19 protein-coding genes, 2 tRNA genes and 1 pseudogene are annotated in these 24,077 nt (G+C 38.3%); 7 read left to right on the forward strand and 15 right to left on the reverse strand.

Annotation, left to right across the window (positions count from 1 at the left end):
* Positions 1–130: 130 nt before the first annotated feature.
* Together metG and B3209_RS08545 are read left to right on the forward strand one after the other, a co-directional pair.
* On the forward strand, positions 131–2,458 hold the full coding sequence (gene metG / locus B3209_RS08540) for a methionine--tRNA ligase (protein WP_296662411.1): 2,328 nt from the start codon (positions 131–133) through the stop codon (positions 2,456–2,458).
* 18 nt (positions 2,459–2,476) lie between these two features.
* Positions 2,477–3,604: a lipid II:glycine glycyltransferase FemX gene (locus B3209_RS08545; protein ID WP_296662409.1), complete on the forward strand. Its 1,128-nt coding sequence runs from the start codon at positions 2,477–2,479 to the stop codon at positions 3,602–3,604.
* Positions 3,605–3,709: 105 nt separating this feature from the next.
* On the opposite strand, the gene B3209_RS08550 is transcribed toward B3209_RS08545, so the two are convergent.
* The 9 genes and pseudogenes from B3209_RS08550 to B3209_RS08590 form a co-directional block, all read right to left on the reverse strand.
* Positions 3,710–5,677, reverse strand: coding sequence for an alpha-amylase/4-alpha-glucanotransferase domain-containing protein (locus B3209_RS08550; protein WP_296662408.1), 1,968 nt, complete (start codon positions 5,675–5,677; stop codon positions 3,710–3,712).
* A 198-nt stretch (positions 5,678–5,875) separates the two neighbouring features.
* Positions 5,876–6,289: pseudogene (locus B3209_RS08555) on the reverse strand (hypothetical protein); the annotation flags it as partial.
* Positions 6,283–6,843, reverse strand: a complete 561-nt coding sequence (locus tag B3209_RS08560; protein WP_296662404.1) for a hypothetical protein — start codon at positions 6,841–6,843, stop codon at positions 6,283–6,285. The gene B3209_RS08560 and the pseudogene B3209_RS08555, both read right to left, overlap by 7 nt.
* A 1-nt stretch (position 6,844) precedes the next feature.
* Positions 6,845–7,459 carry a hypothetical protein gene (locus B3209_RS08565; RefSeq protein WP_296662402.1) on the reverse strand — a complete coding sequence of 205 codons (615 nt, stop codon included), beginning with the start codon at positions 7,457–7,459 and terminating at the stop codon, positions 6,845–6,847.
* 27 nt (positions 7,460–7,486) lie between these two features.
* Positions 7,487–7,990: a hypothetical protein gene (locus B3209_RS08570; protein ID WP_296662400.1), complete on the reverse strand. Its 504-nt coding sequence runs from the start codon at positions 7,988–7,990 to the stop codon at positions 7,487–7,489.
* Position 7,991: 1 nt separating this feature from the next.
* Positions 7,992–9,068 (reverse strand): RnfABCDGE type electron transport complex subunit D, encoded by a 1,077-nt coding sequence (locus tag B3209_RS08575; RefSeq protein WP_296662399.1) that lies wholly within the window; start codon positions 9,066–9,068, stop codon positions 7,992–7,994.
* 9 nt (positions 9,069–9,077) lie between these two features.
* Positions 9,078–10,352, reverse strand: a complete 1,275-nt coding sequence (locus tag B3209_RS08580) for a hypothetical protein (RefSeq protein WP_296662397.1) — start codon at positions 10,350–10,352, stop codon at positions 9,078–9,080.
* A 63-nt stretch (positions 10,353–10,415) separates the two neighbouring features.
* A complete protein-coding gene (locus B3209_RS08585) occupies positions 10,416–11,810 on the reverse strand; it encodes a hypothetical protein (RefSeq protein ID WP_296662395.1) in 1,395 nt (464 codons plus the stop codon).
* 1 nt (position 11,811) lies between these two features.
* On the reverse strand, positions 11,812–12,285 hold the full coding sequence (locus B3209_RS08590) for a divergent PAP2 family protein (RefSeq protein ID WP_276749859.1): 474 nt from the start codon (positions 12,283–12,285) through the stop codon (positions 11,812–11,814).
* Positions 12,286–12,331: 46 nt separating this feature from the next.
* Between B3209_RS08590 and B3209_RS08595 the strand changes: the two genes are divergently transcribed.
* The 3 genes from B3209_RS08595 to pcnB all read left to right on the forward strand — a co-directional run bounded on the left by B3209_RS08595 (position 12,332) and on the right by pcnB (position 15,322).
* Complete coding sequence (locus tag B3209_RS08595; RefSeq protein ID WP_296662393.1) at positions 12,332–13,261, forward strand: RluA family pseudouridine synthase; 930 nt, start codon at positions 12,332–12,334, stop codon at positions 13,259–13,261.
* Between the two features lie 3 nt (positions 13,262–13,264).
* Positions 13,265–14,128, forward strand: coding sequence for a hypothetical protein (locus B3209_RS08600; RefSeq protein WP_295799420.1), 864 nt, complete (start codon positions 13,265–13,267; stop codon positions 14,126–14,128).
* 72 nt (positions 14,129–14,200) lie between these two features.
* On the forward strand, positions 14,201–15,322 hold the full coding sequence (gene pcnB, locus B3209_RS08605) for a polynucleotide adenylyltransferase PcnB (RefSeq protein ID WP_296662391.1): 1,122 nt from the start codon (positions 14,201–14,203) through the stop codon (positions 15,320–15,322).
* Here the strand turns inward: pcnB and B3209_RS08610 are convergent.
* From B3209_RS08610 to B3209_RS08625, 4 genes are all read right to left on the reverse strand, one after another.
* Positions 15,319–16,248 carry an alpha/beta fold hydrolase gene (locus B3209_RS08610; RefSeq protein ID WP_296662389.1) on the reverse strand — a complete coding sequence of 310 codons (930 nt, stop codon included), beginning with the start codon at positions 16,246–16,248 and terminating at the stop codon, positions 15,319–15,321. The two genes, pcnB and B3209_RS08610, sit on opposite strands and share 4 nt — an antisense overlap.
* Positions 16,249–16,319: 71 nt before the next feature.
* Complete coding sequence (trpS, locus tag B3209_RS08615; protein WP_296662387.1) at positions 16,320–17,405, reverse strand: tryptophan--tRNA ligase; 1,086 nt, start codon at positions 17,403–17,405, stop codon at positions 16,320–16,322.
* Positions 17,406–17,511: 106 nt separating this feature from the next.
* On the reverse strand, positions 17,512–18,993 hold the full coding sequence (locus B3209_RS08620; RefSeq protein ID WP_296662385.1) for a glycogen synthase: 1,482 nt from the start codon (positions 18,991–18,993) through the stop codon (positions 17,512–17,514).
* Positions 18,990–20,195 carry a pyridoxal phosphate-dependent aminotransferase gene (locus B3209_RS08625; protein ID WP_296662383.1) on the reverse strand — a complete coding sequence of 402 codons (1,206 nt, stop codon included), beginning with the start codon at positions 20,193–20,195 and terminating at the stop codon, positions 18,990–18,992. The genes B3209_RS08620 and B3209_RS08625 overlap by 4 nt, the downstream gene beginning before the upstream one ends.
* Positions 20,196–20,498: 303 nt before the next feature.
* On the opposite strand from B3209_RS08625, the gene B3209_RS08630 reads away from it, so the two are divergent.
* Together B3209_RS08630 and B3209_RS08635 are read left to right on the forward strand one after the other, a co-directional pair.
* Positions 20,499–20,571 (forward strand) — tRNA-Thr (locus tag B3209_RS08630).
* Between the two features lie 6 nt (positions 20,572–20,577).
* Positions 20,578–20,658 (forward strand) — tRNA-Tyr (locus B3209_RS08635).
* 176 nt (positions 20,659–20,834) lie between these two features.
* Here B3209_RS08635 and B3209_RS08640 read toward each other — a convergent pair.
* Both B3209_RS08640 and B3209_RS08645 read right to left on the reverse strand, forming a co-directional pair.
* Positions 20,835–22,517: an ABC transporter permease subunit gene (locus tag B3209_RS08640; RefSeq protein WP_296662381.1), complete on the reverse strand. Its 1,683-nt coding sequence runs from the start codon at positions 22,515–22,517 to the stop codon at positions 20,835–20,837.
* A gap of 17 nt (positions 22,518–22,534) precedes the next feature.
* Positions 22,535–24,028 (reverse strand): sugar ABC transporter ATP-binding protein, encoded by a 1,494-nt coding sequence (locus B3209_RS08645; RefSeq protein ID WP_296662379.1) that lies wholly within the window; start codon positions 24,026–24,028, stop codon positions 22,535–22,537.
* Positions 24,029–24,077: the final 49 nt, after the last annotated feature.

Genomic DNA, 24,077 nt, shown 5'->3' on the forward strand with positions numbered 1-24,077 from the left:
ATGCGGACTTGCACATATCCGCGGCACGGATTTTTAATAAAATGAATTCTTGCTCAAAAACCTTATTAGAACTTCCTTTGCTCAAAAATCCCTTGTGGACAAAGGCTCATTTTGTTATAATTGTAACATTATGGAAAATATTAAGAATTTAAATAGAAGACTTGTAACTTCAGCCCTTCCCTATGTAAACAATATTCCTCATCTTGGAAATTTAATACAAATGCTTTCCGCCGATGTTTTTGCAAGGTTTTGCAGAAGCCGTGGATACGAAACTCTTTATGTCTGCGGAACTGATGAATACGGAACTGCCACAGAAACACGCGCTGTTGAAGAAAAGAAAACTCCGCGCGAACTTTGCGACTACTATTACAAGCAGCATGACGAAATCTACAAATGGTTTGACATTGCATTTGACAAATTCGGGCGCACTTCAAATGAAGAATGCACAGAAATAACACAGGCAATGTTCAAGGATTTGGACAAAAACGGATTCATAAAAGAGCATACAAACAAGCAGCTTTTCTGCCCTTCATGCCAGATGTTCCTTGCGGACCGCTATGTTCATGGAGTCTGCCCTAAATGCGGATTCGAAGATGCAAGAGGCGACCAATGCGACAAATGCGGTTCGCTCTTAGACCCAGTTGAGCTAAAATCTCCAAGGTGCGCAACTTGCGGTTCTACTCCGGAAATAAGGGAAACCCGTCATCTTTATATAGACCTTCCTTCAATCAGCAAGAACCTTGACTCTTGGATGAACAAGACAAGCAAAGAAGGCAGATGGTCAGACAACGCAATCAACATAACAAAAGCCTGGATAAGAGACGGACTTAACGAACGCGCGATTACACGTGATTTAAAATGGGGAATTCCTGTTCCAAAGGCCGGATATGAGAACAAAGTTTTCTATGTCTGGTTCAACGCTCCAATCGGATATATTTCAATAACAAAGCAGCTTGCCGATGAGCTTATTGCAGCATCCAAGCCTTCATTTGACTGGAAAAGCTGGTGGCTTCCAGAAGAAAGTGAAGAAGCAAAAAACAAGCCGCCGGTTGACTTGTTCCAGTTCATTGGAAAAGACAACATTCCGTTCCACACAGTAATTTTCCCATGTTCGCAAATTGGAAGCGGACATAACTTTACAAAATTGTTCCACATGTCTTCAACTGAATACTTAAACTACGAGGATGGAAAATTTTCAAAAAGCCGTGGCGTAGGTGTGTTTGGAACAGACGCAAAGGAAAGCGGAATCAAGGCAGATGCATGGAGATTCTACATTTTCTACAACCGCCCGGAAAAACAGGACTATCAGTTCACTTGGAAAGAATTCCGCGAGCGTTACAACGGAGAGCTTATCGGAAATCTTGGAAACCTTGTAAACCGCACTCTTCTTTTTGTTCAGAAATATTATGATTCAAAAATTCCAGACGCTCCAGTTGATGAAGAACTTTGGGCGCAGGTAAAAGAGCATGAGGCAAAAGCAACGGAATATCTTGAGTGGGCAAACTTAAAAGACGCATTCCATGAAGTGTTTGCAATTTCAGACATCGGAAACAAAGCGTTCCAGGACACAGAGCCATGGAAAACAAGAGAAACAGATCCAGAGCGAGCTGCAAAACTCATTCACAATCTTTGCTACATGATAAAAGACCTTATGATTATGGCGCATCCTTATATGCCACAGTTCGCAGAAAAAATAATGTCTTACTTTGGAAAGAAAATCAGAGAGCCACGTTTCAATGATGAAAAAAAGCCGGAAGGCCTTGACTGGTCTGATCTTGGAAACACAGAAGGCTTAAGCGAAGTTTCACCGACGGAAGTTTTCTTTACCCCGCTCGATCAAAAGACAATGGAAGCGTTCAGGCAGAAATTTTCAGGAACACAAAAAGACCGCAACGCAAAGCCAGTTGAAAAAAAACAGAAAAAAGAAAAAAAGCAGATTGAAGTTCTTCCTTTTGAAAAACAGGCTGAATGGTTCAATGAAAAAATCGAGCTGAAAGTTGCAAAAATTACAAAGATTGAAAATAATCCTGAAAGCGACAAACTTTACATTGAAACTCTTGATGACGGAAGCGGAACAGAACGCATTATCCAAAGCGGACTGCGTGATTTTCTAAAGCCTGAAGAGCTTCTTGGAAAACATATAATTCTTGCTTCAAATCTTGCTCCAAGAAAAATGCGCGGAGTTGAAAGCAAAGGAATGTTGCTTGCCGCCGACTACAAAGATAAAGACGGAAAAGACTGCGTAGAACCTTTGGAAGCTCCTTGGGCAGAACCCGGAACAAAGGTTATTCTTGAATGCTCCTCAGAAAATTCCAAGCCGGAGCAAATTCAGGCGGAAGATTTTTTTGCAGTTGAAATAAAAGTTTTGGAAAACAAAGTGCAGATTGGCGGAAAATCTCTAACCGCAGCTGGAAAACAAATTTCAACTGTAAAAACAAAAAACGGAAACGTTCACTAAAAAGCTGGAAAAGGCAAAATGCGAAATCAGGAGCAACGTTTTTTACAAACTGAATTTTGGGCAGACTTTAAAGGCAGGCATGGCTGGAAAACATTTTTCTTTATCTTTGATGGAGATAATGTTTCTAAAGTTGAATCCTTTAAAGAATACAAGGAAAATGAAAAATGCCTTTCAGTTCTTGTGCGCTCGTTCAGTTTGAAAATTAAGAAATTCAGCATAGCGTATATTCCAATGTCTCCAGAATTTTCCAGCAATGAAGAAAACCTTAGCCAGAAATTTTCAAATGAACTTGAATCTATTTCAAAAAAAATATTTAAGTTTCTGCCAAAAGACACAATCTGCATAAGATTTGATCCTGCGATTGACTTTGAAAGTCTTGAAGAAAAAAATAATTTTGTCGCAAATGAAAAAAAATTTTTAAAGCAACGCAAGACAAAGAAAGAAAATTTCTGCATAGAAAAAACAGCCACAGATATACAGCCGCCAGATACAGTCTTGCTTTCGCTTTTGGAATCCGAAGAAAAAATTCTTTCTGAAATGAAAAGCAAATGGAGATACAACATAAGGCTTGCTGCGAAAAAAGGTGTTGAAGTAAAATCCTATTCCGCAAAAGACGCTGATTTTCCAAGCGCATTTGAAGAATTTTTTAAGCTTTTTATGCAGACAAGCGAACGAGATGGAGTTCAGTTTCATCAAAAAAATTATTATCTTGACTTGTTAAACTCAAGCGCAGAAACTCCAAATGCTCCAGTTGTAAAACTTTATCTTGCAAAGCATGGCTCAGACGTTCTTGCAGGAATAATCACTTTGTTCTGCCAAAGAGAAGCAGTTTATCTTTACGGCGCTTCGGGAAATATAAAGCGGAACTTTATGCCGGCGTATTTGCTTCAATGGAATGCAATCTGCGATGCAAAAAAATTCGGCTGCCCAGTCTATGATTTTTATGGATGTCCTCCAGAAGAAAATAAAAACCATCCAATGCACGGCTTGTTCCTTTTTAAAACTGGTTTCGGCGGAAAACTCATTCATAGGCCAGGAAGTTTTGATGTTGTTCTAAAGAAAAACTGGTACTCGTTCTATAAGACAGCAGAAAAACTGCGCGCCTGGTTCTACAAAAGTTTAAAGAAAAAACTTGCAGGAAGATGATAACTGAATACCGAATTTTATAGTTTAATGTCATTATCGGGCTTGACCCGATAATCCATTGAAATTTCACAACAGATTCCTGATCAGCACAAGAACGACTATTTTTTATTTTTTTAGAGGCATAACACTCAAGTTAATTGTCTTTTCTTTTTCCATTCCGGCAGAAAGATTTATATTCCAAAAAAGAGCAACTTTATAAGTAGAAGAAGTTACTTTTGGATCAAGACTGTCAACAGGACGCTTAAACATAAGCATTGCGCAGCTAAGCCCGGAATCTTCATTTGGCTCAATAACAAAAATGCGCTTGTCTGCTGAATCCTTTACTTGAATAATAGAAACGCCTTCAGCAGCATAAAAAGAATCCGGCAAAAGAAGACGAGACTCATTCAATACAGCTTCAGTAGAATACTGGCTTCCCATTTCAAATTTTTTGTCAAAGCGTGTCTGGGCAAAATTAAGCTCAACCACAAACACTGCGTTCAATTCAATCGGGCTTTCGTTTTTTAAAATATATTGAGCTGTGATTCCGCTTGAAGAAAAAATAAAATTCTTTCTAAGCTTTACAGGAAGTTTCATAGAAGAAAAAAGTCCATTTCCTTCAAGTTGAATTTCTTTTCGCTTGGATTCAAGTTTTTTTTCTGAAAACTGTGAATTGGAAAAAATGCATTTTTCAATTGTTTCTTCTGCCAAATACTTTTCAAACTTTTCAGGCTCAATCAAATGATCGGAAAAAAATCCACGGCTATAAAAATCTGTTCCCAAATCAAACTTTTCAATCCGGGAAAGGCTTGCGGCATAATTAGCACCGTTCTTTATAAAATTTAGCTCAGAAATTTGTCCGCCGTGCAAAGAAACAACCGCATTGTATTTTTCCATCTGGCAAATATATTCGTTGAGTCCGTCTCCGTTGCAGTCAAAAGAAGTAAGCGACTCTCTGAAATTTTTTGCAGCTTCGCGAATCAGACGTTCAGCTTCATTTAAAGAATAAAAAGCTTTTTGCCTTTTTTCAGCAGGAGAAGGAACGCCAAAAGACAGCGACAAATAATTTGTTCCGTCCTGCGCTTTCCAAAGCATTTCAGATGATGCGTTTTTTCTAACTTTGTCTCCGCCCTTGCACTGCGAAACCAGCATACTGATATAAACCATGCGCTCATAAAGTCTTTTGTTCTGTGAATACAAATTCAGGTAGTCGTGTATTGTAGGCGGAAATCCAGTTTTATTTTCTACCTGTTCAAACGGAATCAAGCTCCACTTGGAAATTTCGCTGTCCATTCCAGCAGGAATATAAGCCGGAGAAAAGCACTTTGATTTTTTCAAATACAAATATGGAGTTGTAAAAGAAACATCTTCTGCATTTTCAGAGAGAGAAGAAAAGCACTGCGATTTCATAAAAGAAGCGAACTGCTCAAATGAAAAACAAAGAGAAAGCACAGGTTCAAAAAACTGATCATCCGAAAAAGAAAATTGCTCTGGTTTAATTCTTGAAGCAAAAGTTTTAATTCTTGAAGTCCATTCTTCAAAAGATTCATTTTCAGATGGAATTAAGTTTTTATAAGACGGGAAAATTTTTATGCTTCTTCCCTGCTCGCTTGCAATCAGCGGACAGCACTTTAAATGCTTTTTTGGAACAAGAGAACTGTCCAAAAAAATATATTCCATTCCGCATGACTGAAAAGTTGAAACAAGGCAAGAATCCCAAATGCTTCCGAACAAAGTCATTCCGCACGGACGTTTTCCAATTGTTGAGCGGACAAGCGAATTCATTTTTTCAATCTGGCCGCTTCTGTCCATTGGCAAAAGCAAAGGAAAAATCGGAGAATAATATCCGCCGCCGATTATTTCAATCTGTCTTTTAGAGGTAAGCTCATGAAGAAGTTCTATTGATTCTGGATGCTTTTTTTCGTAATGTGCAAGCTGCGATCCTGAAAATCCAATAGTAAGAAAAAAATCTTTATGAGAATATAAAAATGAAAGCAACGGTTTAAAAACATTCTGATAGTTTTTTTCAAGCAAAACAGTTTCATCAGAACTTTCTAAATCAGCATTTAGAACAAGACAGAATTTACTCTTCATTAAAGCAGCTTACCTTTTGCAAAATATTGTATAGCACTTTTTCCAGAATTTAAAGCCTCTCTTATCCAAAGGCAAGATTTCTTTTTCAACAAGAAATTCTGAACATTCTGTTTTTTCAGAGAAAGGCGAATTGCACACCGCAATTTTTTTTGTTGCGACCGGAATCAACTTTATAATTTTATGCGGACAGGAATCAATGCATTTTCCGCAGCCGTTGCAAAGACTGCTTACAACTGCTGTTTTATTTTTTATGGACAATGCGCCGCGCGGACAAGATTTTATGCAGTCTCCAAATCCTGCGCAAATATATTTGCAATTGTATTCCGTGTCAAAAACTGAAAAGAATAAAGCGCAGTTTTTAGGACCATTATAATCAATTCTTTTTTCACCGCAATTTTTTTCAGACGAACATAGCACAACAGCCTTATTTTCTGTAGCGGCAGAAAACTCTTCAAAGTTAGATTTTTCTAAAAGTTCAGTTTCAGAAATCAAAGAATTTTCAAAAGGAATTTCCTGTTTTTTTAGTGAAGGAGACAAAATGTAAAAAATAAAAACACAAAAAAAGGAAATAACAATTATAAAAAGAAGTCCAAAAAGAATCGCCGCTACCATTTAAAAACTCCTTTATTCAGCCATGAAACATTCCAGCACAAAAGAATCAGCATGATAATCGCAATGCTCGCAAGAATAAAATTATTTCTTGAGCATTCAGTTCTGCCGCCATAAAGATCAAATTTCCGGCAAAGAGAATAAACAAAAGGTATAAAAATAAAAAATGAGAGCACACATATACAAGCTATAAAAACACATTCAGCAAGCGAAGAACTTTCTGTAATGGCAACAAAAATAAACAGAAGCGAAATAGAAAATTCAACTGCGCTGATTTTTGTCGTTATTCTGATAATTGCTTCTATAAAAACCGAAACAGGAATAAAAATCAAAAGAACAGCAAAAGGATAAAGCTCGGAAAGTTCAGCAGGAACTAAAAGCGAATTTACAAAAAGATAAGACAAGGCTGAAACAGAACTTGCAGTTATAAGCATTTTTATAGCCTTTAGCCAAAGCGGATTTTTATTTCCAGAAAGGTAAACTGCCCGCTCCATTCCAATTCCATAAACCAAGACTATAGACGCATAAGAAATATAATAGAAAAAAACTGAAAACATTTTAGTCCACCTGTGAAGTTTCTATGATTTCAAAAGCCGAAATTATTTTGAAAAACAATGCGTTAAATAAAAGCAAAAGGACAACTGCTCCGGGAATTGAAGCTAAAAATGAAAAAGGCAAAATTTTATTTTCCGCACTGAAAATTTGAATTTCAAAAATTCCGTTCGCTGAAGGAAAAGAAATTGTTCCGTATCCAAAGACATCTCTTATAAAGAAAAACACAAGCGCAAAAGCACAAAAGAAACTGCACTTTACAAGAACATTTTTTAGCTCAAAAAGGACTGGCAAGCTAGAAGGAGAATACAAGTTTCCAAGAATAAAGGAAGTAAAAGCCGGCATAAAAAATACAATTCCTAAAACAAATGCAGTCAAAGGAGAAAAAATTATCACAAGCTGACGGACAAGTATACAGAGCGAAACTAACATAATTGTTACAATTACATTGTGAAGTTCTGCATTAAAAAATTTTACAGCAAACTTTTTAAAAAGAATTCCGCACACAGACATAAGATAAAGCAGAAAAATCATAATCAGTCCGTAGGCAAATCTTCCAGGGACAGGAAGAAGAAGCGCAAATGAAAGAGGTATATAAATATAAAGTTCGTTTTTTTTCATTTTAACCTTCCAAAAAAGCAGTCAAATTCAACTGGAAAATTTTGTATTTATAATCGCTGGTATTTTATTTTTCCAGTATTCAATTTGAGAATTTTCTGAATTCTCTTTTATATGAAAATTTGTTTTTCCTGCAATATGCGAAAAACCAATAAACTCTGCGCCGTTTTTATTTGAATAAATGTAAACAGCAGGAACTGGTCCGTACAAAGTCGGAACCCGAACAATTAATGCATACATTTCATTTTCAGCATTTCCAGAAAACGCTTCATACACAGAAACTGAAACTGTAAGCACAGTTTTAATCTTTACCCAATTTCCAAGCTGAATGTTTTCAATGCCGTTGTCTTTTAAAACTTTCGCTGTTTCTTTTTTTAGCCCGTTCTTCCAGGAATTTCTTCCAAGTAAAGTAAACAAAACAAGAATTGCAAAAAATCCAGCAAGGATTCCGCAGAAAATTCCGCACTTTATAAGAAGCGTTTTATAAAAAAGTTTTTTTTCGTTATCTACAGTTTCAATTTCATCTTCAAGCATTTTAAACCTCGCTGATTTCCTTTATGCGCGGAATAAGTTTTTTGGAAACATTTTCATACAGATTTTTGTCTTCAAAAAACTGAATTACAGGAGAAAGCAAATTTATTACAAGAATCAAAAAAACATAGCCTGCAGAAGAAGTTCCGCTTCCAATTATAAGAAAGCCAATAAGTCCTGCAAAAAAACCATAAAGAATTTTTCCCCACAAAGTCATTGGCAAAGTTCCGTACCATTGCAAAAGATAAAGCGTGCAAAACAAAGTTCCGCTTGTAAGAAGAGCAAGAAGAATGTCGCCTTGGAACGGAATTCCGCCTATAAAAAACGGAAGCAAAAATCTTACCAAAAATGAATAGACAAAAAGAAAAACAGCGGGAACAACGTAATCCACCATATCAAATGAAACCAATATAATTGAAGAAACTAAAGTTATAAAGTTGAATCTAAAAGCCGGAATCACAGAACCATTGTCCCAGAACAAGCTCACATATCCATCTGGAATTGAAATTCCAAAAAACTTAAAAATATAGCTATTCAAAAAATCTGTGATAGAAGAATCCAGTTCAAGCAAAGGAACTGTTCCATTTTGAATCAGAGAAAGAGCCGCATTTCTTGCCTGAAGGTCTTGCGCAGAAACAGAGAACGGAGGAAACGCAGAAGGATTTAGAAAATACAAAGTGACAATGCAAAGCGCGACTAAATTAGCCCAAGACGAAGCAAAGTTTCCGAACACAAATTTTCCAAGAAGCAAAGTAAAAAACACAACGGCAAAAACCGCATAGACTGGATAAACAGAAGGAATCAAAAGTCCTGCAATCAAGCCTTGTATAACAGAAATTCTCCAAGTATGTTTTTCAGTCCGCTTAGAAAAGTAAAAGGCAGCTTCCGCGCAAACCGACGCCAGCAAAGCAAATAAAAGCACAACAAGAGAGGCAAAGCTTTTTGAAAGTGCCAGCATAGCGACTTGCACAAGAAGAAGCGCAATCATCACAAATGAAATTGTTCCAAGTGAATAAGATGCGCTTGCAAACGGATTTAAAGTTATTTTTGAACAATGTTTTTTTAATTCTGTATTTGTCATTTTTTTTCCTTATAGCAAAGCTATTGTCTGGCTTAAAGGCAGGCGCGAAGGACAAACGCTGTTGCAGACAGAGCAATGGGAGCAGAGCAAACTTGTAGCGCACAGTTCTTTTGGAAGATGATAGTTTTCTGCCAAATGCTTGTAAAGCAAATCAGGTGAAAGTCCTTCCGGGCAAACATTTCTGCATTTTCCGCATCTTATGCAGTTTTTTTCATCCTGAACACAAAGCTCCGTAGCCGGAACAAATTCCAAAGACTTTATAGATTTAGTAATTGGAATATCCAAAGTTGAAGCCGCCATTCCTGTAATCATTCCGTTTATAACAATCTTTGAAGGAGGAATTTTAAATCCGCCGCATTGCTCAACAAGGCTTTTTATGGAAGCTCCAATTCTCGCCTTGAACATTCCAACGGATTTCAAACAGCTTCCGTACACATGAACATAGCGCTCAATAACAGGAATTCCTTTTACAACAGCTTCAAAAACTGAAAATGCAGTTTCAGGATCTAAGAAAAGGCACTTGCTGTTTACTTTTGAAAATTCTGAATTCTTGGAAGACTTGCGGATTGTTCTAATCAAATTCTGCATAAAACCGCAAGGATATTTTTCAGTTTCAGCATTTGCACATAAAAAAGGAATATTGCCAAAAAGCTCTGAAGAAATTTCAATATCAGATTTCTTAGGCAAAACAAAAACAATTCCTTTCGCGCTAAAAGCCTTGCAGCAAATCAATGCTCCTTGAACAACTTCCAAAGTAAATTTATTTGCAATAAAACTGTCTGTAAACCGGCTTGGATCTTCGTCAAACATTCTTACAATTACAAATCGTTCTTTTACAAGATTTCCGCGGTTTATCTGGGTGCAAAGAGATTCAGTTTTTTTGCTGAATGTATTCACAACCCCCTTTACTTTAAATTCTTCAAGCAAAGTTTCTGCATTCAAAAAATTATAATCGGCAGAAGGAAGTTTTTTTCCAAGATACGAAAATGCGCCGTCTGTAGAAATTTCCGCCGCAGTTCCCAAAGTTCCATCAGGAAGCGTGCATCTAAAAATAGAAAGTATTTTTCCCGGAACAGAAGAATGAATATTAGCCCCGTCCGCAAAATTTTTTGGAGAAGCAATTATCTGTCCTTCTCTCACAATGTCGCCCGGCTGAAATCCGCAGGAATACTCCGCCTCGCTCGACTGCCTGAATGGAATTACAACTTTCCGAGGCAAAAAAGCTCTTACAGAATCCTGAAACATCGGATGTCCAGGCAAAACAAAATTATTCACAGTCTTCATTTATCTTTTTTCCCAAAGCCGCCTGCAAAAAAATACAGACAGCAATCATTTAAAAAAATCAGTTCACAAACTTCTGCGCCTGTTTGATTTTACTACATACAAAAGCAAAAGGAAAACCGGCACAAAAAGACATGACAAAATTAAACCCGCGCTGAATCCATCAGGCCGTCTGGAAATATTTTCCTTTGAGCTGTAAGCAACGCTTGTATTCTCTCCTTGTTTTATCATCAGTTTTTCAATCGCATTGTAGCCAAGAGATTCAACTTTTTTATCAATGCGGTTTTTAAAATCTGAATTGAATTTCATAACAATTGAATCCGCCTGAAAAATTCTGCCATCTTTTTCTTCAAACCGCGGAACAGAAACAACACTTCCCTCTTGCACTTTTTCAAAACCGGAATTTTTATTTAAGTTTTTATACGGAAACGACTCCACATTCCAAGCCCAGCAATAAAAATCCTTAAGCGAAGGAATTGAACTTTCTGATGAAGTTTCAACAGGAACAGGAAGCGAAACATTTTTTCCAGAAGCAAAACTGAAGTTGGAAGCGAAAATAAAACAAAAAAGCAAAACAAGCAATGGCGCAAGGCAAAGAAGCGTATGAAAAGCCGTCGCAGGATACATAAGCGGAAGCTGAGGAGCAGAAAAAATTTTTGCAACTTTAAAAGAATTTCTTGAATCCATAAATGACTCAAAAGTTCCCAAAAGAAAAAGAGATGAGCAAGAAGAAAGTCCGCATAAAATCATAAGAAAGCCTTCCTGCACTCCAGAAAGCAAAGAAATAAAAAATGAAACTGCAAGCGGAACTATAAAATACGGATTTTTCTTAAGCACGGAAAAAGCTTTTTTTCTTCCCCAAATCCTCTGAGATAAATAGCATGAAAGCATATACAAAACAGCAGCCGCCGCAATAGGATAAAACGGCTTGGAAAAAGACAAAAGCAAGCTAAAGCAAGCCGATAAAAAAAATGGAACTTTGTTTTTAGACAAATACAAAAAAGTAAAAAAAACTATAATGCAAACAACTGGAACTGCAAACGGATACTGCTGAATTCCGTCTATTCCAGCCTGAAGCCCGGTTTCACTCGAAAGATTTTCAAGAGCCTTTACAATCTGCTGACCTGAGCCATTCGGAATATAATAAAGCAAAAAAGATTTTGAGTAGTCAAAAAAATATCCAAGCCGGCTTGTCAAATACTCATTGTAAGAATCTGGAAGAACCGGGGTAAAATCTGAAACTAATGGAATCTGCTGCCGGTCAAGACTTATTATATTCTGGCAGCCTGCATTTTCAAGGCATGAAAGAACCTTTTCTTCTGAAATAGATTTGTCAGCGTAAACAACTTTATAGCTGTCCCAAATTCTAAAAACCGGAATGCTCCTAAAGGCAAAGAGAAAAATAAAAGCGGAACAAACCGCCGCAATGGAAAACGAAATTTTTACTTTGTTAGGCTTCATTTTAAACACTGAACGCAAGTCCGATAAAAAAGCCAAGCAGAGAACCGATAATAACTTCCGCCGGAGTATGCCCCTGGACTTCCTTTATTGGTTTTACTTCTTCAATTATATTTTTTGCAGCAAGAAGACGCCCTATTTTATTAAGCATTGCAGCCTGAAGCCCATTTGCACGGCGCACACCAACAGCATCGCGGATTGTAACCAAATAAAAACCAAGCGAAAGAATAAAAACATCGCTGTTAACACCGGAACGGAATCCAATTGTAGTGCAAAGCGTAGCTACAAGCGCAGAATGACTAGACGGCATACTTCCTGTACGCCACAAAAGGAGTTCAAACAATTCCTTTAAACTATGAACTTTTCCAGAGAAAAGCTTTATGAGAGTTTTTACAAGTTGAGCAGACAGCCAGCTGAACAAGCACGCCAAGAAAGCAGGCTGAGAAAAAAACAAATGGAGCTGTTCCTTTAAATTCATGTGCAGAATTATAGCATATAAGCATAAATTATTCTATAATAGACACATGGAATTTATAGAATTTGAAGCAAAGGAGGATGATGAAGGAAGACGCCTAGACAAAGCTGTAAAACGCATATTTGAATCTAAAGGAATTCAGCCCGAAAATATTTTCAAGCTTATAAGAAAAACATTGATAAAGATAAACAATGCAAAGTCAGTTCCAGAAGACAGAATCAAAAGCGGAGATAAAATTTCCATAGCAGACTTTTTGTTAAACAGAAGCGCAACTATCAAAAATGCACAGCCAAAAATTCATGCCAATATTTCAGTTCAAACGGCATTCAAAAACGAGCACCTCTGGATAATAAATAAGCAAAGCGGAATTGAAGTTCAGCCTTCAAAAAATTCAAATTTCTGCCTCGCTGATTTCGTTGCGCATAACACAAAAACCTCTTCCCTTTCATTCAGGCCTGGACCGCTCCACAGAATTGACAAATTTACAACGGGACTTGTCGCATTTTCACAGAGCCTTCATGGCGCAAAATGGTTTTCTGAAAACATAAAAAATCACAGCATAAAAAAAACTTACCTTGCAATAGTTGAAAATTTTCTTCCAGAAAATGAATTTACGATTGACGATATGATTGCGGGAAAAAATGCCTGCACAAAAGTAAAAAAAATCGCGCAAGGAATTTTCTGCGGAAAAGAAATTTCGCTTGCAAAAATCCAGATAGAAACCGGAAGAAAACATCAGATTCGAATTCACTGCGCAAGCCAAGGTTTTCCACTTTTGGGAGACAAACCTTACGGAGGATCAAAAATTCCAAACGGAGAATTTTCTAGCTGCGAATTTTTTCTTCACGCCTTGAAACTGGAATTTCCAAAAGACAATCCGCTTTTGCTTCCAAGTGAAATTCAGGCAGAGCTTCCTCCTTTATTTAAAAAATTTATAGAAAATTTCTTGAAAATTCCTACTGCTGAATTTATAATTTAATATATGAATTTTATTTCAAAAATGCTGCATACAGGTCTTACAGTTTTCGCGCTGGTCGGTGAAAGCGGAACAGGAAAAAGTTTCCGCGCAAAGCTTCTTGCTCAAAAGTACGGAATCGAGGCAATTATTGACGACGGACTTCTTATAAAGGACGATAAAATTCTTGCGGGAAAAACTGCCAAGCACGAAAAAACATACATGGGAGCTGTAAGAATCGCGCTTTTTGATGACAAGCAGCACCGTGATGATGTTGCAAAAGCGCTTCAAAAAAACAAAATCAAAAAACTTCTCATAATCGGAACAAGCGAAAAAATGGCTGGAAAAATCGCTACAAGGCTTCAGATTCCGCTGCCATCAAAAATAATAAAAATCGAAGACATTGCGAACCGCGAGGAAATTGAAAAGGCAATCCGCTCAAGGCAAATCGAAGGCAAGCACGTAATTCCTGTTCCGGCTATTGAAGTAAAAAAAAGCTACTCGCAAATTTTCCATGACTCGCTCCGGGACATTGCAAATAAAAGCAAGCTGAAATTTTTAAAGAAAGAAACTTCTGTAATGGAAAAATCAATTGTAACTCCAGAGTTCAGCAAAAAAGGCAGAATTGAAATTTCAGAAGCCGCGCTTAGCCAGATGGCAATGCATTGCATAAATGAATTCTCGCAGGAAATCAGGATAAAAAAACTTTCAATAAAAACAGACAGCCGCGGATATAGGCTTATAATCACAATCGATGTTCCGTTCGGCCGCCAGCTCACAGGAGAAATTCACAGCCTTCAGCAGTACATAATCGAAAACATCGAAAAGTACACAGGAATTTTAATTGAAGAAGTCAGCATAATAATAGACAAAATAACGGTAAACAAATAAGCCACTTGCGTTTTGATGAATGATTTTCGGGTAATTGACTTCAAAACATTTGAACATTAAAATAGTCGCACTGTGTTAGTTAGATATTCTACAGATGAAAAAGGAAATCCTGTAAAAAAAGCCGTTGTTTATACAAAAGACGAGCATTGCATAAAACGGGAATCAATAGATTCAGACGCTATTTTTATTATTGACTGCTTAAAGAAAAACGGTTTTGACTCTTATATTGTCGGAGGAGCTGTAAGAGATCTTATTGGGGGAAGAACGCCAAAGGATTTTGACATTGTAACAGACGCAACTCCAAGCCGCATAAAAAAAATCTTCAGGAATTCCCGCATTATCGGAAAAAGATTCAGGCTTGTGCATATTTTCTTTGGAACAAAAATTTTTGAAGTAAGCACATTCCGCTCAATTGTAGATGGTTCAATCGGAAATGCGTTCGGCTCTATGGACGAAGATGTGTTGCGCCGGGATTTCACACTGAATGCACTGTACTACGATCCTCTAAAGCAGCAGGTTATTGACTATGTAGGCGGAGTTGAAGACATAAAAAAAGGAATTGTAAGACCTGTAATTCCAATCGACAGAATTTTTATAGAAGATCCCGTAAGAATGCTAAGAGCTGTAAAATACGGAGCAACAACAGGCTGCAAACTTCCTCACAAGCTAAAAAAGAAAATCAGAACCTCTGCCCCGCTTTTGTCGCCAGTTTCACCTTCAAGGCTCACAGAAGAGTTTTTAAAAATAATAAACGGCGGACATTCATTTGAAATTATAAATGCGGCTTTGGAAACTGATTTGTATGAATATCTTCAGCCAGCTGCTTCAAATCTAATTCTTGAAAATAAAAAGTTCGCAAAGTCATATCTTGAAAATTTAAAAAAACTCGATGAGTTCGTAAAGCAAAATCATGACTCAAGGCTTGGCGAGCGGCTTTACTTTCTTTTGAAGGATTTTGTTGAGCAGCTCACTGACTGGAAGCTCGAAGCCCAAAGTGAATATTCAGCATCGGAAATTTACAAAAGAACCTGGGCAATCTGCAGAAACTTTGTGCTTCCTATAAATCCACAGAGAACAGAACTTGATTTTGCAGTGCGGAAACTTTTGCAGGACGCTGGAATTCAGGTAAAAACAAAACGCGCAAAAAGGACCAGAAGACTTCACATTCAGCAGGATGCAGAGCTAGAAAACTAGCTTTGTAAAAAATGCAGAATGTCATCCATAATTTCCTCACGGTTTGTTTCGTTAAAAAGTTCATGGCGCGCATCTTCATAAAGATGAATTGAAATATTTTTCATGCCGGATTTTTTATAGCAGTTAAAAAGTTTTTTTACAGTCTTTCCGTAAGAGCCAACAGGATCAGCAGTTCCTGCAACAAGAAAAACTGGCAAATTTTGGGGGATTTTCAAAATATTGCTCTTTTTGTGAATCTGGCGCAAACCTGAATATATATCACACAAAAATCCATTTGTAGCGTCAAAACCGCAAAACTCATCTTTTATATAAAGGTCAACTTCATCTTTGTCTCTTGAAAGCCAGTCAAATTCAGTGCGGTGATTTTTTATTTTTGAATTTGAAAGACCGAATGTCAAAACATTCATAAAACGGCTTTGCTTTTTTGCACCCTCAAAAAATTTTATAATTCCGCCAATAAAATTTGCAAAGGCAACTGTCAAAGGTCTAGGACCGGCAGTTCCGCAAAGAACAGCTTTGTCAATTTCATTTCCATATTTTTCAATTACATTCTGGGCAATAAACGAGCCGAAGCTATGCCCCAAAAGGAAAATTTTTTTTCCAGGAAAAAGTTTTTTTGCATACAAAATTTCTTCATGAATATCTTCTGTTACCCGGTTGAATCCGTCTTTATCAGAAAGAAAACCAAGCATTCCAGTTCCGCTAGCCTGAGCTTTTAAACCAGTCTTTCCGTGTCCCCTATGATCTTCTGCAATCAGCGCAATTTTATTTTTTGCAAGAAATTCCGCAAAACGAGCATAACGTGCAGCGTGCTCAGCCATTCCGTGGCTCAAAACCACAACAGCTTCAGTTTCCGCCGGAATCCAATGATAAACAAAATTCACATTTCCATCAGACATAGAAAGTTCTTTTACTTCAAAATCCATATTTGCCTCAGGTTTTAAAATACAAAAATAAATCCTGCCGTTTTGCAGCAGGATAACTAGAATAGCTAAAACTAAATTTTCATGTTCATGGCTTCGCGGACTTCGTCCAAAGTTTTTATGGCAATCGCGCGTGCTTTTTCTACGCCGTCAAGAAGAACCTGTCTTATATAGTCAGGATTTTTTTCAAGTTCGGCTCGTTTTTGTCTTAATGGACGAAGTTCTTCATTCAAGGCTTCAGCAAGAACTTTTTTAAGCTCACCGCTTCCCTTTTCTCCAATCCGCTCAGCAATGGCAGCAGGCTCTTCTTTTGTGCAAAGCGAAATCAGCATAAGAAGATTTGCAACTTCCGGGCGGCTTTCAGGATCATAAGTTATAACGCGCTCTGAATCAGTTTTCGCTTTCTTTATAAGAGAGGCGGTTTCGTCTTCGGTGCTGCAAAGAAATATCGCGTTTCCACGGCTCTTGCTCATTTTTTGGCTTCCATCCAAACCAAGAATGCTCGGTGTTTTTGAAAGCAATGCTTGCGGCAAAGGGAAAACTGGCTCTCTGTTCTTGCAAAATTTCCTGTTAAAAGCCTTTGCAATGTTCCGTGTAAGTTCAATGTGCGGAAGTTGGTCTTTTCCAACTGGAACAACATTTCCCTTGCAGAAAAGAATATCGCAAGCCTGATGAATCGGATATGTGTACATTCCGGCGTTAACATTTGTAAGTCCCGCGCTTGCAATTTCTTCTTTTACAGTCGGATTTCTTGAAAGTTCTGCATTGCTCACCAAAGTCATAAACGGAAGCATAAGCTGATTGCATTCCGGAATATAACTGTGCGGATAAATTATAACATTTTCACCAGGCTCAATTCCGGCAGCAAGATAGTCGATTACAAGCTGTTTTGTGTTCTGGCTGATTTTATCAAACGCATCATGATCGGTAAGAACCTGATAGTCGGCAATAAGAATCATTGTAGGCACACCAAGTTTTGCAAGGCGCACTCTGTTTTGCAAAGAGCCAAAGTAATGTCCAATGTGAAGATTTCCAGTCGGTCGGTCGCCAGTAAGAACCCTGTATTTCTGCGGATTCACTTGAATATCTGCTTCTATCTGCTTTGAGCGTTCCACTGACGCCAAAAAAGTCTTGTTGCTGTCAAATTCTTCGTCTGCCATTTGATTCCTCAAGTTAAAAAAAGTGAAGTTTAGATTATCATATTGCGTGCCGTTTAGCAATTAGAGCCAGTTCAAGAGAAAAATTCAGTTGACCGGCTCTAAGAATTTATTGTCTTATTCCGCAGCCACGTTCCAAGGCTTCTTTATAAACTTGAACATATTTTTCAGCAGCTTCATCCCAGCCAAATGTTTTTTTCATTCCTGCCTGCTGCATTTTTTTGATATGATCTTTTTTGTTGTAATACGCCCAAACAGCCCAGCCAACAGTATCATAAATAGCACGAGGAGTAAGCTGCTCAAATACAAATCCAGTGCCATCACCTGTCTGCTGATTGTAGTTATCAACAGTATCTGCAAGTCCGCCTGTTTTTCTTACGATTGGCAAAGTTCCATAAAGCATTGAATAAATCTGGTTCAAGCCGCATGGCTCATATTTTGAAGGCATAAGGAAGAAATCGCTTCCGGCTTCAATAAGATGGCTCAAAGCATCGTCATATCCAATGTAGGCTCTAAGGTTCGGAAGTTTTGACTGCAAGGCGCAAATCTCGTTTTCGCACCAGCTTTCTCCGCTGCCAAGAATTGCAAACTGAACTTTCATGTCCGTGCAAATTTGGTAAATTGAGCCGTAAGTCGGAGCAAAAATTTCAGCAATGCCTTTTTGATCTACAAGGCGCGTAACAATTCCAATAACAGGAATATCAGGATTTACCTCCAGCCCCATTTTTTTCTGAAGTTCTTCCTTGCACTTTGCTTTTCCAGCCATGTTTTTTGCTGAATAAATCGCAGGTATTTTCTTATCGATTTCTGGATTCCACTGACGCAAATCCGCACCGTTCAAGATTCCCTTAATTACATCAGCCCTTGCGCGCAAAAGGCCGTCCATTCCGAATCCGCCTTCTGCAGTTTGAATTTCATGCGCATAAGTCGGCGAAACAGTCGTTATCATGTCGGAAGACGAAACTCCCGCTTGCAAGAAATTTATTCCGCCGTCATGCTCAAAGCCTGCGCCATAATAAAGCCCCCAGTCAATTCCAAGAGCTGGAAATGAATTTTTTGAATACTGACCTTGGTAGCCTTGGTTGTGAATTGTAAGAACACTCGCAGTTTTTTCAAATCCGCAGTAACGGCAAACATGCTTTAAAAGAACTGGAGCAAGGCAGGTTGACCAGTCGTGGCAATGAATTATGTCAGGAAACCAGCCAAGTTTTCGGCAAAGCTGAAACGCTCCGTGGCAAAGAACAGCAAATCTATAAGGATTGTCATGGAAGTCAGTTTCAGAAGGCACACCGTAAACTCCGTCTCTTCCAAAGCACTGCTCATGGTCAATAAAATAGACTGGAAGTTTTTCGCAGCCCGGCATTGTTGTTGTGTAAACAGCCGACCAGGTTTCTACAGTTCCAGCAGCGATTGCCATAGGACCTTCAAGTTTTACAAGCTTGCTTCTGTCGATTTTATAGTAGCGCGGCATAACAATTTTTACATCATGCCCCATTTTTGTAAGCTGAATGGCAAGCGCGCTCACCATGTCTGCAAGTCCGCCTGTCTTTGCAAAAGGAACTGTTTCTGCTGTAACCATTAAAATTTTCATTTTTCTTCCTCCAAGTCTTTCATTGCCTTTACAAAAGCTTTTCTTGAATTTTCAATTGATTTTTCGCTCACACAGTACGCAAGCCGAATCCACCCTTTTCCGCCGAATCCGCTTCCAGGAGCAGAAAGAATATTGTATTTCTTTAAGTAATCGCAAAAAGCCATATCGTCCGCGCCAAAAACCTCAGGAGCCTTGCACCACATATAAAACGCGCCCTCAGGAATAATATGCTCAACACCAGATTCGTCCAGCACATTCATAAGCATATCGCGGCGTTTTTTGTAAAGAGAATAGTCAACCTTTACATTCCAAGTTTTAGCAACAACACGCTGAAAAAAAGCTGGCGCATTTACATAGCCTAAAATTCTTGTTGTAAAAATACAAGCGGCTACAACTTCATCTTTGTCCGGGCAGGCGGGATTTACACAAATGTAGCCTATTCTTTCACCCGGAAGGCTTAAATTTTTTGCAAACGAAGTTACAATAATTGCGCTGTCATAAACCGGAAAAACAGGAGCAACAGAGTTTCCGTCGTAAACAATCGCACGGTAAGGCTCATCGCACACAAGATACGGTTTTCTTCCGCACTTTTTTGCATGAAGTTCCAAAAGTTCAGCAAGTTTCTTTATTTCTTCTGTTGAATAAATGCGTCCTGTTGGATTGTTCGGACTGTTTATAAGAACAGCGGATGTTTTTTCTGTTAACGCAGCGGCAATCGCATCCACGTCAAGTGAAAAATCAGGCTTTGTAGGAACTTCAATTAAACTTCCACCGTAATTATGAACATAATGCCTGTATTCTGTAAAAAAAGGAGATGGAACTATAACATTGTCGCCTTCTGAAAGAATCGCCTTAAAAAGACTATTTAAAGCTCCAGCCGCGCCAACAGACATTACAACACAGCTAAAATCAATTGGAACACCTTGCTCTTCTTCTGTTTTTTTCGCCATCGCCTCTCTTGCAAACTGATAACCTGGATTAGGCATATATCCGTGGAAATTTTTTTCACGATTTTTTGCAAGCTCTTCTATGCACTTAAAAATTTCTTCCGGCGGATTTAAGTCCGGATTTCCTATGCTAAAGTCAAAGACATTGTCTTCTCCGTATTTTTTCTTAAGTTCAAGTCCTTCCTCAAACATTTTTCTGATTACGCCAGCAGTTTTGCTAGACATTGTTTCTTTTATATAAGGAGAAATTGGCATTTATATGCACTCCTATAAAAAGTTTTAAACGCAAATTTTGAGTAGAGAAAAACAGATGCTATTTCGGTAGATTTTCTCTTACACTCCTAAATTAAAACTTGTTTATTTTTTTATTGGAAAATTATATCACACAAATATGGATTTAACAAATTTTATTGTTTTATTATTTTTAGTTCATCCGTGCGGAACATTCATTAAGAAAAAATCAAAAAAATGCTAAATTTTAAATTAAAGATATTGACACAAAACGTGCTATAGTATATAGTCTTTTCATCAGCTTGATTAATTGCAAGTTGATGATTTGCTGCTTTAGCTCAGTTGGTAGAGCACGTGATTTGTAATCTCGGGGTCGTGGGTCCAAGTCCTACAAGCAGCTTGAGTCGGGGAGTTTCCCGAGTGGTCAAAGGGGGCAGACTGTAAATCTGTTGGTTTTCCTTCGTAGGTTCGAATCCTTCACTCCCCAAGCAGGCACTAAGTTTTCTTAGTGTCTTTTTTTATTTTAAATCCTAACACACAAATATTTTCTTCCACAAAAAATCAGAATCAAATCATAAAAAAACGCACCCTTGAAGCTAAACAGCCCCAAAGGTGCAAAATTGGAGGAAAGTTATTTGGACAAGATTTTTTAAATTTCTACAATTATTTCCGCTTAAGATATTTTATGCTGTCAAGCGCAACAGCTGCAATAATTATAAATCCTTTAAATACAAACTGAAGGTTTGTGTCAATTCCAAGGAATGTAAGGCAGTAAGTAAGACTGGTGAATATTATAACACCAAGAACTGCGCCACCGATTTTTCCGATTCCACCGTTAAACGAAATTCCGCCTACAACACATGCCGCAATAGCATCAAGCTCATAGCCCTGCCCTGTTCCAGCACTTGCGTTGGCCTTGAAAGCTTCAAAGAACGCGCCGAATCCGTAGAAAATTCCTGCCATAATAAATACGCCCAAAGTTACCTTGAACACGCTTATTCCGCTTACACTTGCAGCTTCTGCGTTTCCACCTACAGCATACATATTTTTTCCGAACGTTGTCTTGTTCCAGATAAACCAAGCGACAACAATCGCTATGGCGGCAGGAATAATTAGCTTAGGGAATGTAACAAGCTCACCGTTTATAACACCAAGAACCCATCTTCCGCCGAAAACGTCCTTTATTCCGCTGTCAATTGAGCCTACTGGAGTTCCGCTTGTTCCAAAGAACAAAAGTCCGTAGATTATAAGCTGAGTCGCAAGAGTTGAAATAAACGGATGAATCTTGAGCCTTGCTGAAAAAACACCTGCAAACGCGCTGAAAAGCACACAAAGGAACACAGAAGAAAACAACGCCATAATTACGCGGACAGCCATAGGAATCGCAGTAAAATCCCAAGGTCCCATGCCAAAGAAAGTAACAATATTCTGTCCCGGATGAAGAACAAGTCCTGTAACAACCGCTCCAAGAGCAACCATTCGGCCTACGCTCAAATCTGTTCCAGCAAGAAGAATAAGCCCCGCAACTCCAAGCGCATAGAACATACGGGTTGAAGACTGCTCAAGGATTGTAAAAATATTCGGAAGAGAAAGAAGGTTTCCGCTTCCAGAAATAGGAGCCAGAATAATGCAGACTATAAAGAACACAAGAATTGCAAGGTAAAGTCCGTTGTCAAGGAAAAATTTTGAAAGCTTGAACTTGTAAATATAGTCATTCAAGTTAAGCACAAAGTCTTCTGAAAACTTATTTTTTCCGTTGCGCAGGCTTCTGTTTTTTTGAACATGATTTACAAATGCCTGATTTTTTGCGTCCTTGCATCTTCCAACTGCTGAAGACAAGCGGCTTTTTGCATCGAACAAAGCTGATTTTGTTTCATATTTCAGAGTCGCAATTTCTTCTTTTAAAGCAGCGGAATCCATTCCAGAAGATTTCAGTTTGTTTTCTTTTTCAGCGGATTCAGATTTTATCTTTAATACTTCCTGCGCAAAATCCTGCTTATGTTTTGCAATGGATTCATTTTCCGCCTGAACAACCTGAGCGATATATTCCTTTGAAATCGTGTTTGCGTAGGCTACGGCTTCTTTTTCAACACGGATTTCTTCAGTCTTGTTTTTTGCAGCGACTACCTTTGCCTTTTCAATTTCATCTTTTTTTTCTGAAATCAGACGCTGTTTTTCAACAGGATCAATCATCTTGCTTTTCTTAAGCGAGAAAATTTCCTGCTTTAGGTCGGCAATTTTGTTTACTCCGTCTTTCCGAAGATTATGCAAAGTTTCGGAATATCCGCGGAGTTTTTCGTCTTCATCCAAAGATTTTATTTCTGCAACAGATGCATTTTCGTTCATTTGCTTGCTCCTAGTAATCATAAGTATTTTGCAGAAAGTCTAAGCAAGGCTTCCTGATCCGTTTCTTTTGTATTTACAATTCCTGCAAGGCGGTGGTTAGACATAACGGCGATTCTGTTTGTAATGCCCAAGATTTCAGGCATTTCGCTTGAAACAACAATTATTGTCTTTCCTTCTTTCGCCATGTTTATAATCAGCTGGTAAATTTCATACTTTGCGCCAACGTCAATTCCGCGCGTAGGCTCGTCAAGCAAAAACACCTGCGGCTGACGTTCAAGCCATTTTCCGATTATAACTTTCTGCTGGTTTCCGCCGCTAAGAGAACTTATAAGCTCGTCAGCTGAAACGCATTTTGTATGCATGGTTTTTATTTCGCGGTTGGCAGCCTCCTGCATCTTGCGGTTTGAAAGCACACCGAACGTCTTGTAGCTGTCAAGGTTCGTAATCGTTGTGTTGAACTGGATTGTATCTTTTCCGAACATTCCGTTCAGCTTGCGTTCCTCGGTAACCAGCGCAAAACTATAGTCCATCGCATTCTTGCTGTTTTTAAAGTGAAGTTTTTTTCCATTCATTATAATTTCGCCGGAAGCGATTGTCCTGATTCCGAACAAAGATTCCAAAAGCTCGCTGCGTCCAGCTCCAACAAGTCCGTACAAACCAAAAATTTCGCCTTTTTTTACCGTAAACGAAATATCTTCAAGAACCGGCTCATACTTTGTAGTAAGTCCGCGGACCTCAAGGAAATCTTCGCCGGGAGCATTGTCCACATCCGGGAAACGCTTATCCAAAGAGCGTCCAACCATAGCAGAGATAAGCTCGTTCATGTCTGTTGACTTAACAGGCTTTGAAAGAATCATTTTTCCGTCACGAAGAACAGCGACTTCGTTGCAAATCTGGAAAATTTCATCCATTTTGTGCGAAATATAAACAAACGAAACTCCCTTGTTTCTAAGGTCATCTACTATAGAAAAAAGCTTGCTAACCTCGCGCTCCGTAAGTGAGGATGTAGGCTCGTCAAGAACTATTATTTTTGCGTCATAAGAAACCGCCTTTGCAATTTCCACCATCTGCCTTTGGGAAACAGACATTGTGCGCATAATGGTCTTTGGATTCACATTCATGCTAAGTGAAGCAAAAAGGCTGTTCGCTTCCTTGAGCATCTTAGCTTCATCAACAATTCCAGCCCTTGTAGGATAACGGCCAAGAAACAGATTGTCTGTAACTGTACGGTCAAGGCACTGGTTAAGTTCCTGATGAACCATGGCGACTCCATTCTCAAGAGCTTCTTTAGGATTTTTAAAGTTTACGGGCTTTCCCAAAAGCGAAATTGAGCCTTCATCCTTTGCATAAATACCAAAAAGGCATTTCATCATAGTGGACTTTCCTGCTCCATTTTCGCCCATAAGCCCCAAAACAGTGCCTTTTTTTACAGTAAGATTTATACCGTCAAGGACCTTGTTCTTTGCAAATGACTTTGAAAGATTTTTTATTTCCAGAACTATATCGTCCATAACGCTCCTCATTTGTCTGCTTAAAAAACGGGGATGTCCCAAAAGTATC

Origin of the sequence: Treponema sp. UBA6852, assembly GCA_002449305.1 — a bacterium.
GTDB lineage: Bacteria > Spirochaetota > Spirochaetia > Treponematales > Treponemataceae > Treponema_D.

Excerpts from the sequence above, each read along its gene's own strand:
- metG (WP_296662411.1), top strand. The coding sequence starts at position 131 with ATGGAAAATATTAAGAATTTAAATAGAAGACTTGTAACTTCAGCCCTT.
- B3209_RS08545 (WP_296662409.1), top strand. The coding sequence starts at position 2,477 with ATGCGAAATCAGGAGCAACGTTTTTTACAAACTGAATTTTGGGCAGAC.
- B3209_RS08550 (WP_296662408.1), bottom strand. The coding sequence starts at position 5,677 with ATGAAGAGTAAATTCTGTCTTGTTCTAAATGCTGATTTAGAAAGTTCT.
- B3209_RS08560 (WP_296662404.1), bottom strand. The coding sequence starts at position 6,843 with ATGTTTTCAGTTTTTTTCTATTATATTTCTTATGCGTCTATAGTCTTG.
- B3209_RS08565 (WP_296662402.1), bottom strand. The coding sequence starts at position 7,459 with ATGAAAAAAAACGAACTTTATATTTATATACCTCTTTCATTTGCGCTT.
- B3209_RS08570 (WP_296662400.1), bottom strand. The coding sequence starts at position 7,990 with ATGCTTGAAGATGAAATTGAAACTGTAGATAACGAAAAAAAACTTTTT.
- B3209_RS08575 (WP_296662399.1), bottom strand. The coding sequence starts at position 9,068 with ATGACAAATACAGAATTAAAAAAACATTGTTCAAAAATAACTTTAAAT.
- B3209_RS08580 (WP_296662397.1), bottom strand. The coding sequence starts at position 10,352 with ATGAAGACTGTGAATAATTTTGTTTTGCCTGGACATCCGATGTTTCAG.
- B3209_RS08585 (WP_296662395.1), bottom strand. The coding sequence starts at position 11,810 with ATGAAGCCTAACAAAGTAAAAATTTCGTTTTCCATTGCGGCGGTTTGT.
- B3209_RS08590 (WP_276749859.1), bottom strand. The coding sequence starts at position 12,285 with ATGAATTTAAAGGAACAGCTCCATTTGTTTTTTTCTCAGCCTGCTTTC.
- B3209_RS08595 (WP_296662393.1), top strand. The coding sequence starts at position 12,332 with ATGGAATTTATAGAATTTGAAGCAAAGGAGGATGATGAAGGAAGACGC.
- B3209_RS08600 (WP_295799420.1), top strand. The coding sequence starts at position 13,265 with ATGAATTTTATTTCAAAAATGCTGCATACAGGTCTTACAGTTTTCGCG.
- B3209_RS08610 (WP_296662389.1), bottom strand. The coding sequence starts at position 16,248 with ATGGATTTTGAAGTAAAAGAACTTTCTATGTCTGATGGAAATGTGAAT.
- trpS (WP_296662387.1), bottom strand. The coding sequence starts at position 17,405 with ATGGCAGACGAAGAATTTGACAGCAACAAGACTTTTTTGGCGTCAGTG.
- B3209_RS08620 (WP_296662385.1), bottom strand. The coding sequence starts at position 18,993 with ATGAAAATTTTAATGGTTACAGCAGAAACAGTTCCTTTTGCAAAGACA.
- B3209_RS08625 (WP_296662383.1), bottom strand. The coding sequence starts at position 20,195 with ATGCCAATTTCTCCTTATATAAAAGAAACAATGTCTAGCAAAACTGCT.
- B3209_RS08640 (WP_296662381.1), bottom strand. The coding sequence starts at position 22,517 with ATGAACGAAAATGCATCTGTTGCAGAAATAAAATCTTTGGATGAAGAC.
- B3209_RS08645 (WP_296662379.1), bottom strand. The coding sequence starts at position 24,028 with ATGGACGATATAGTTCTGGAAATAAAAAATCTTTCAAAGTCATTTGCA.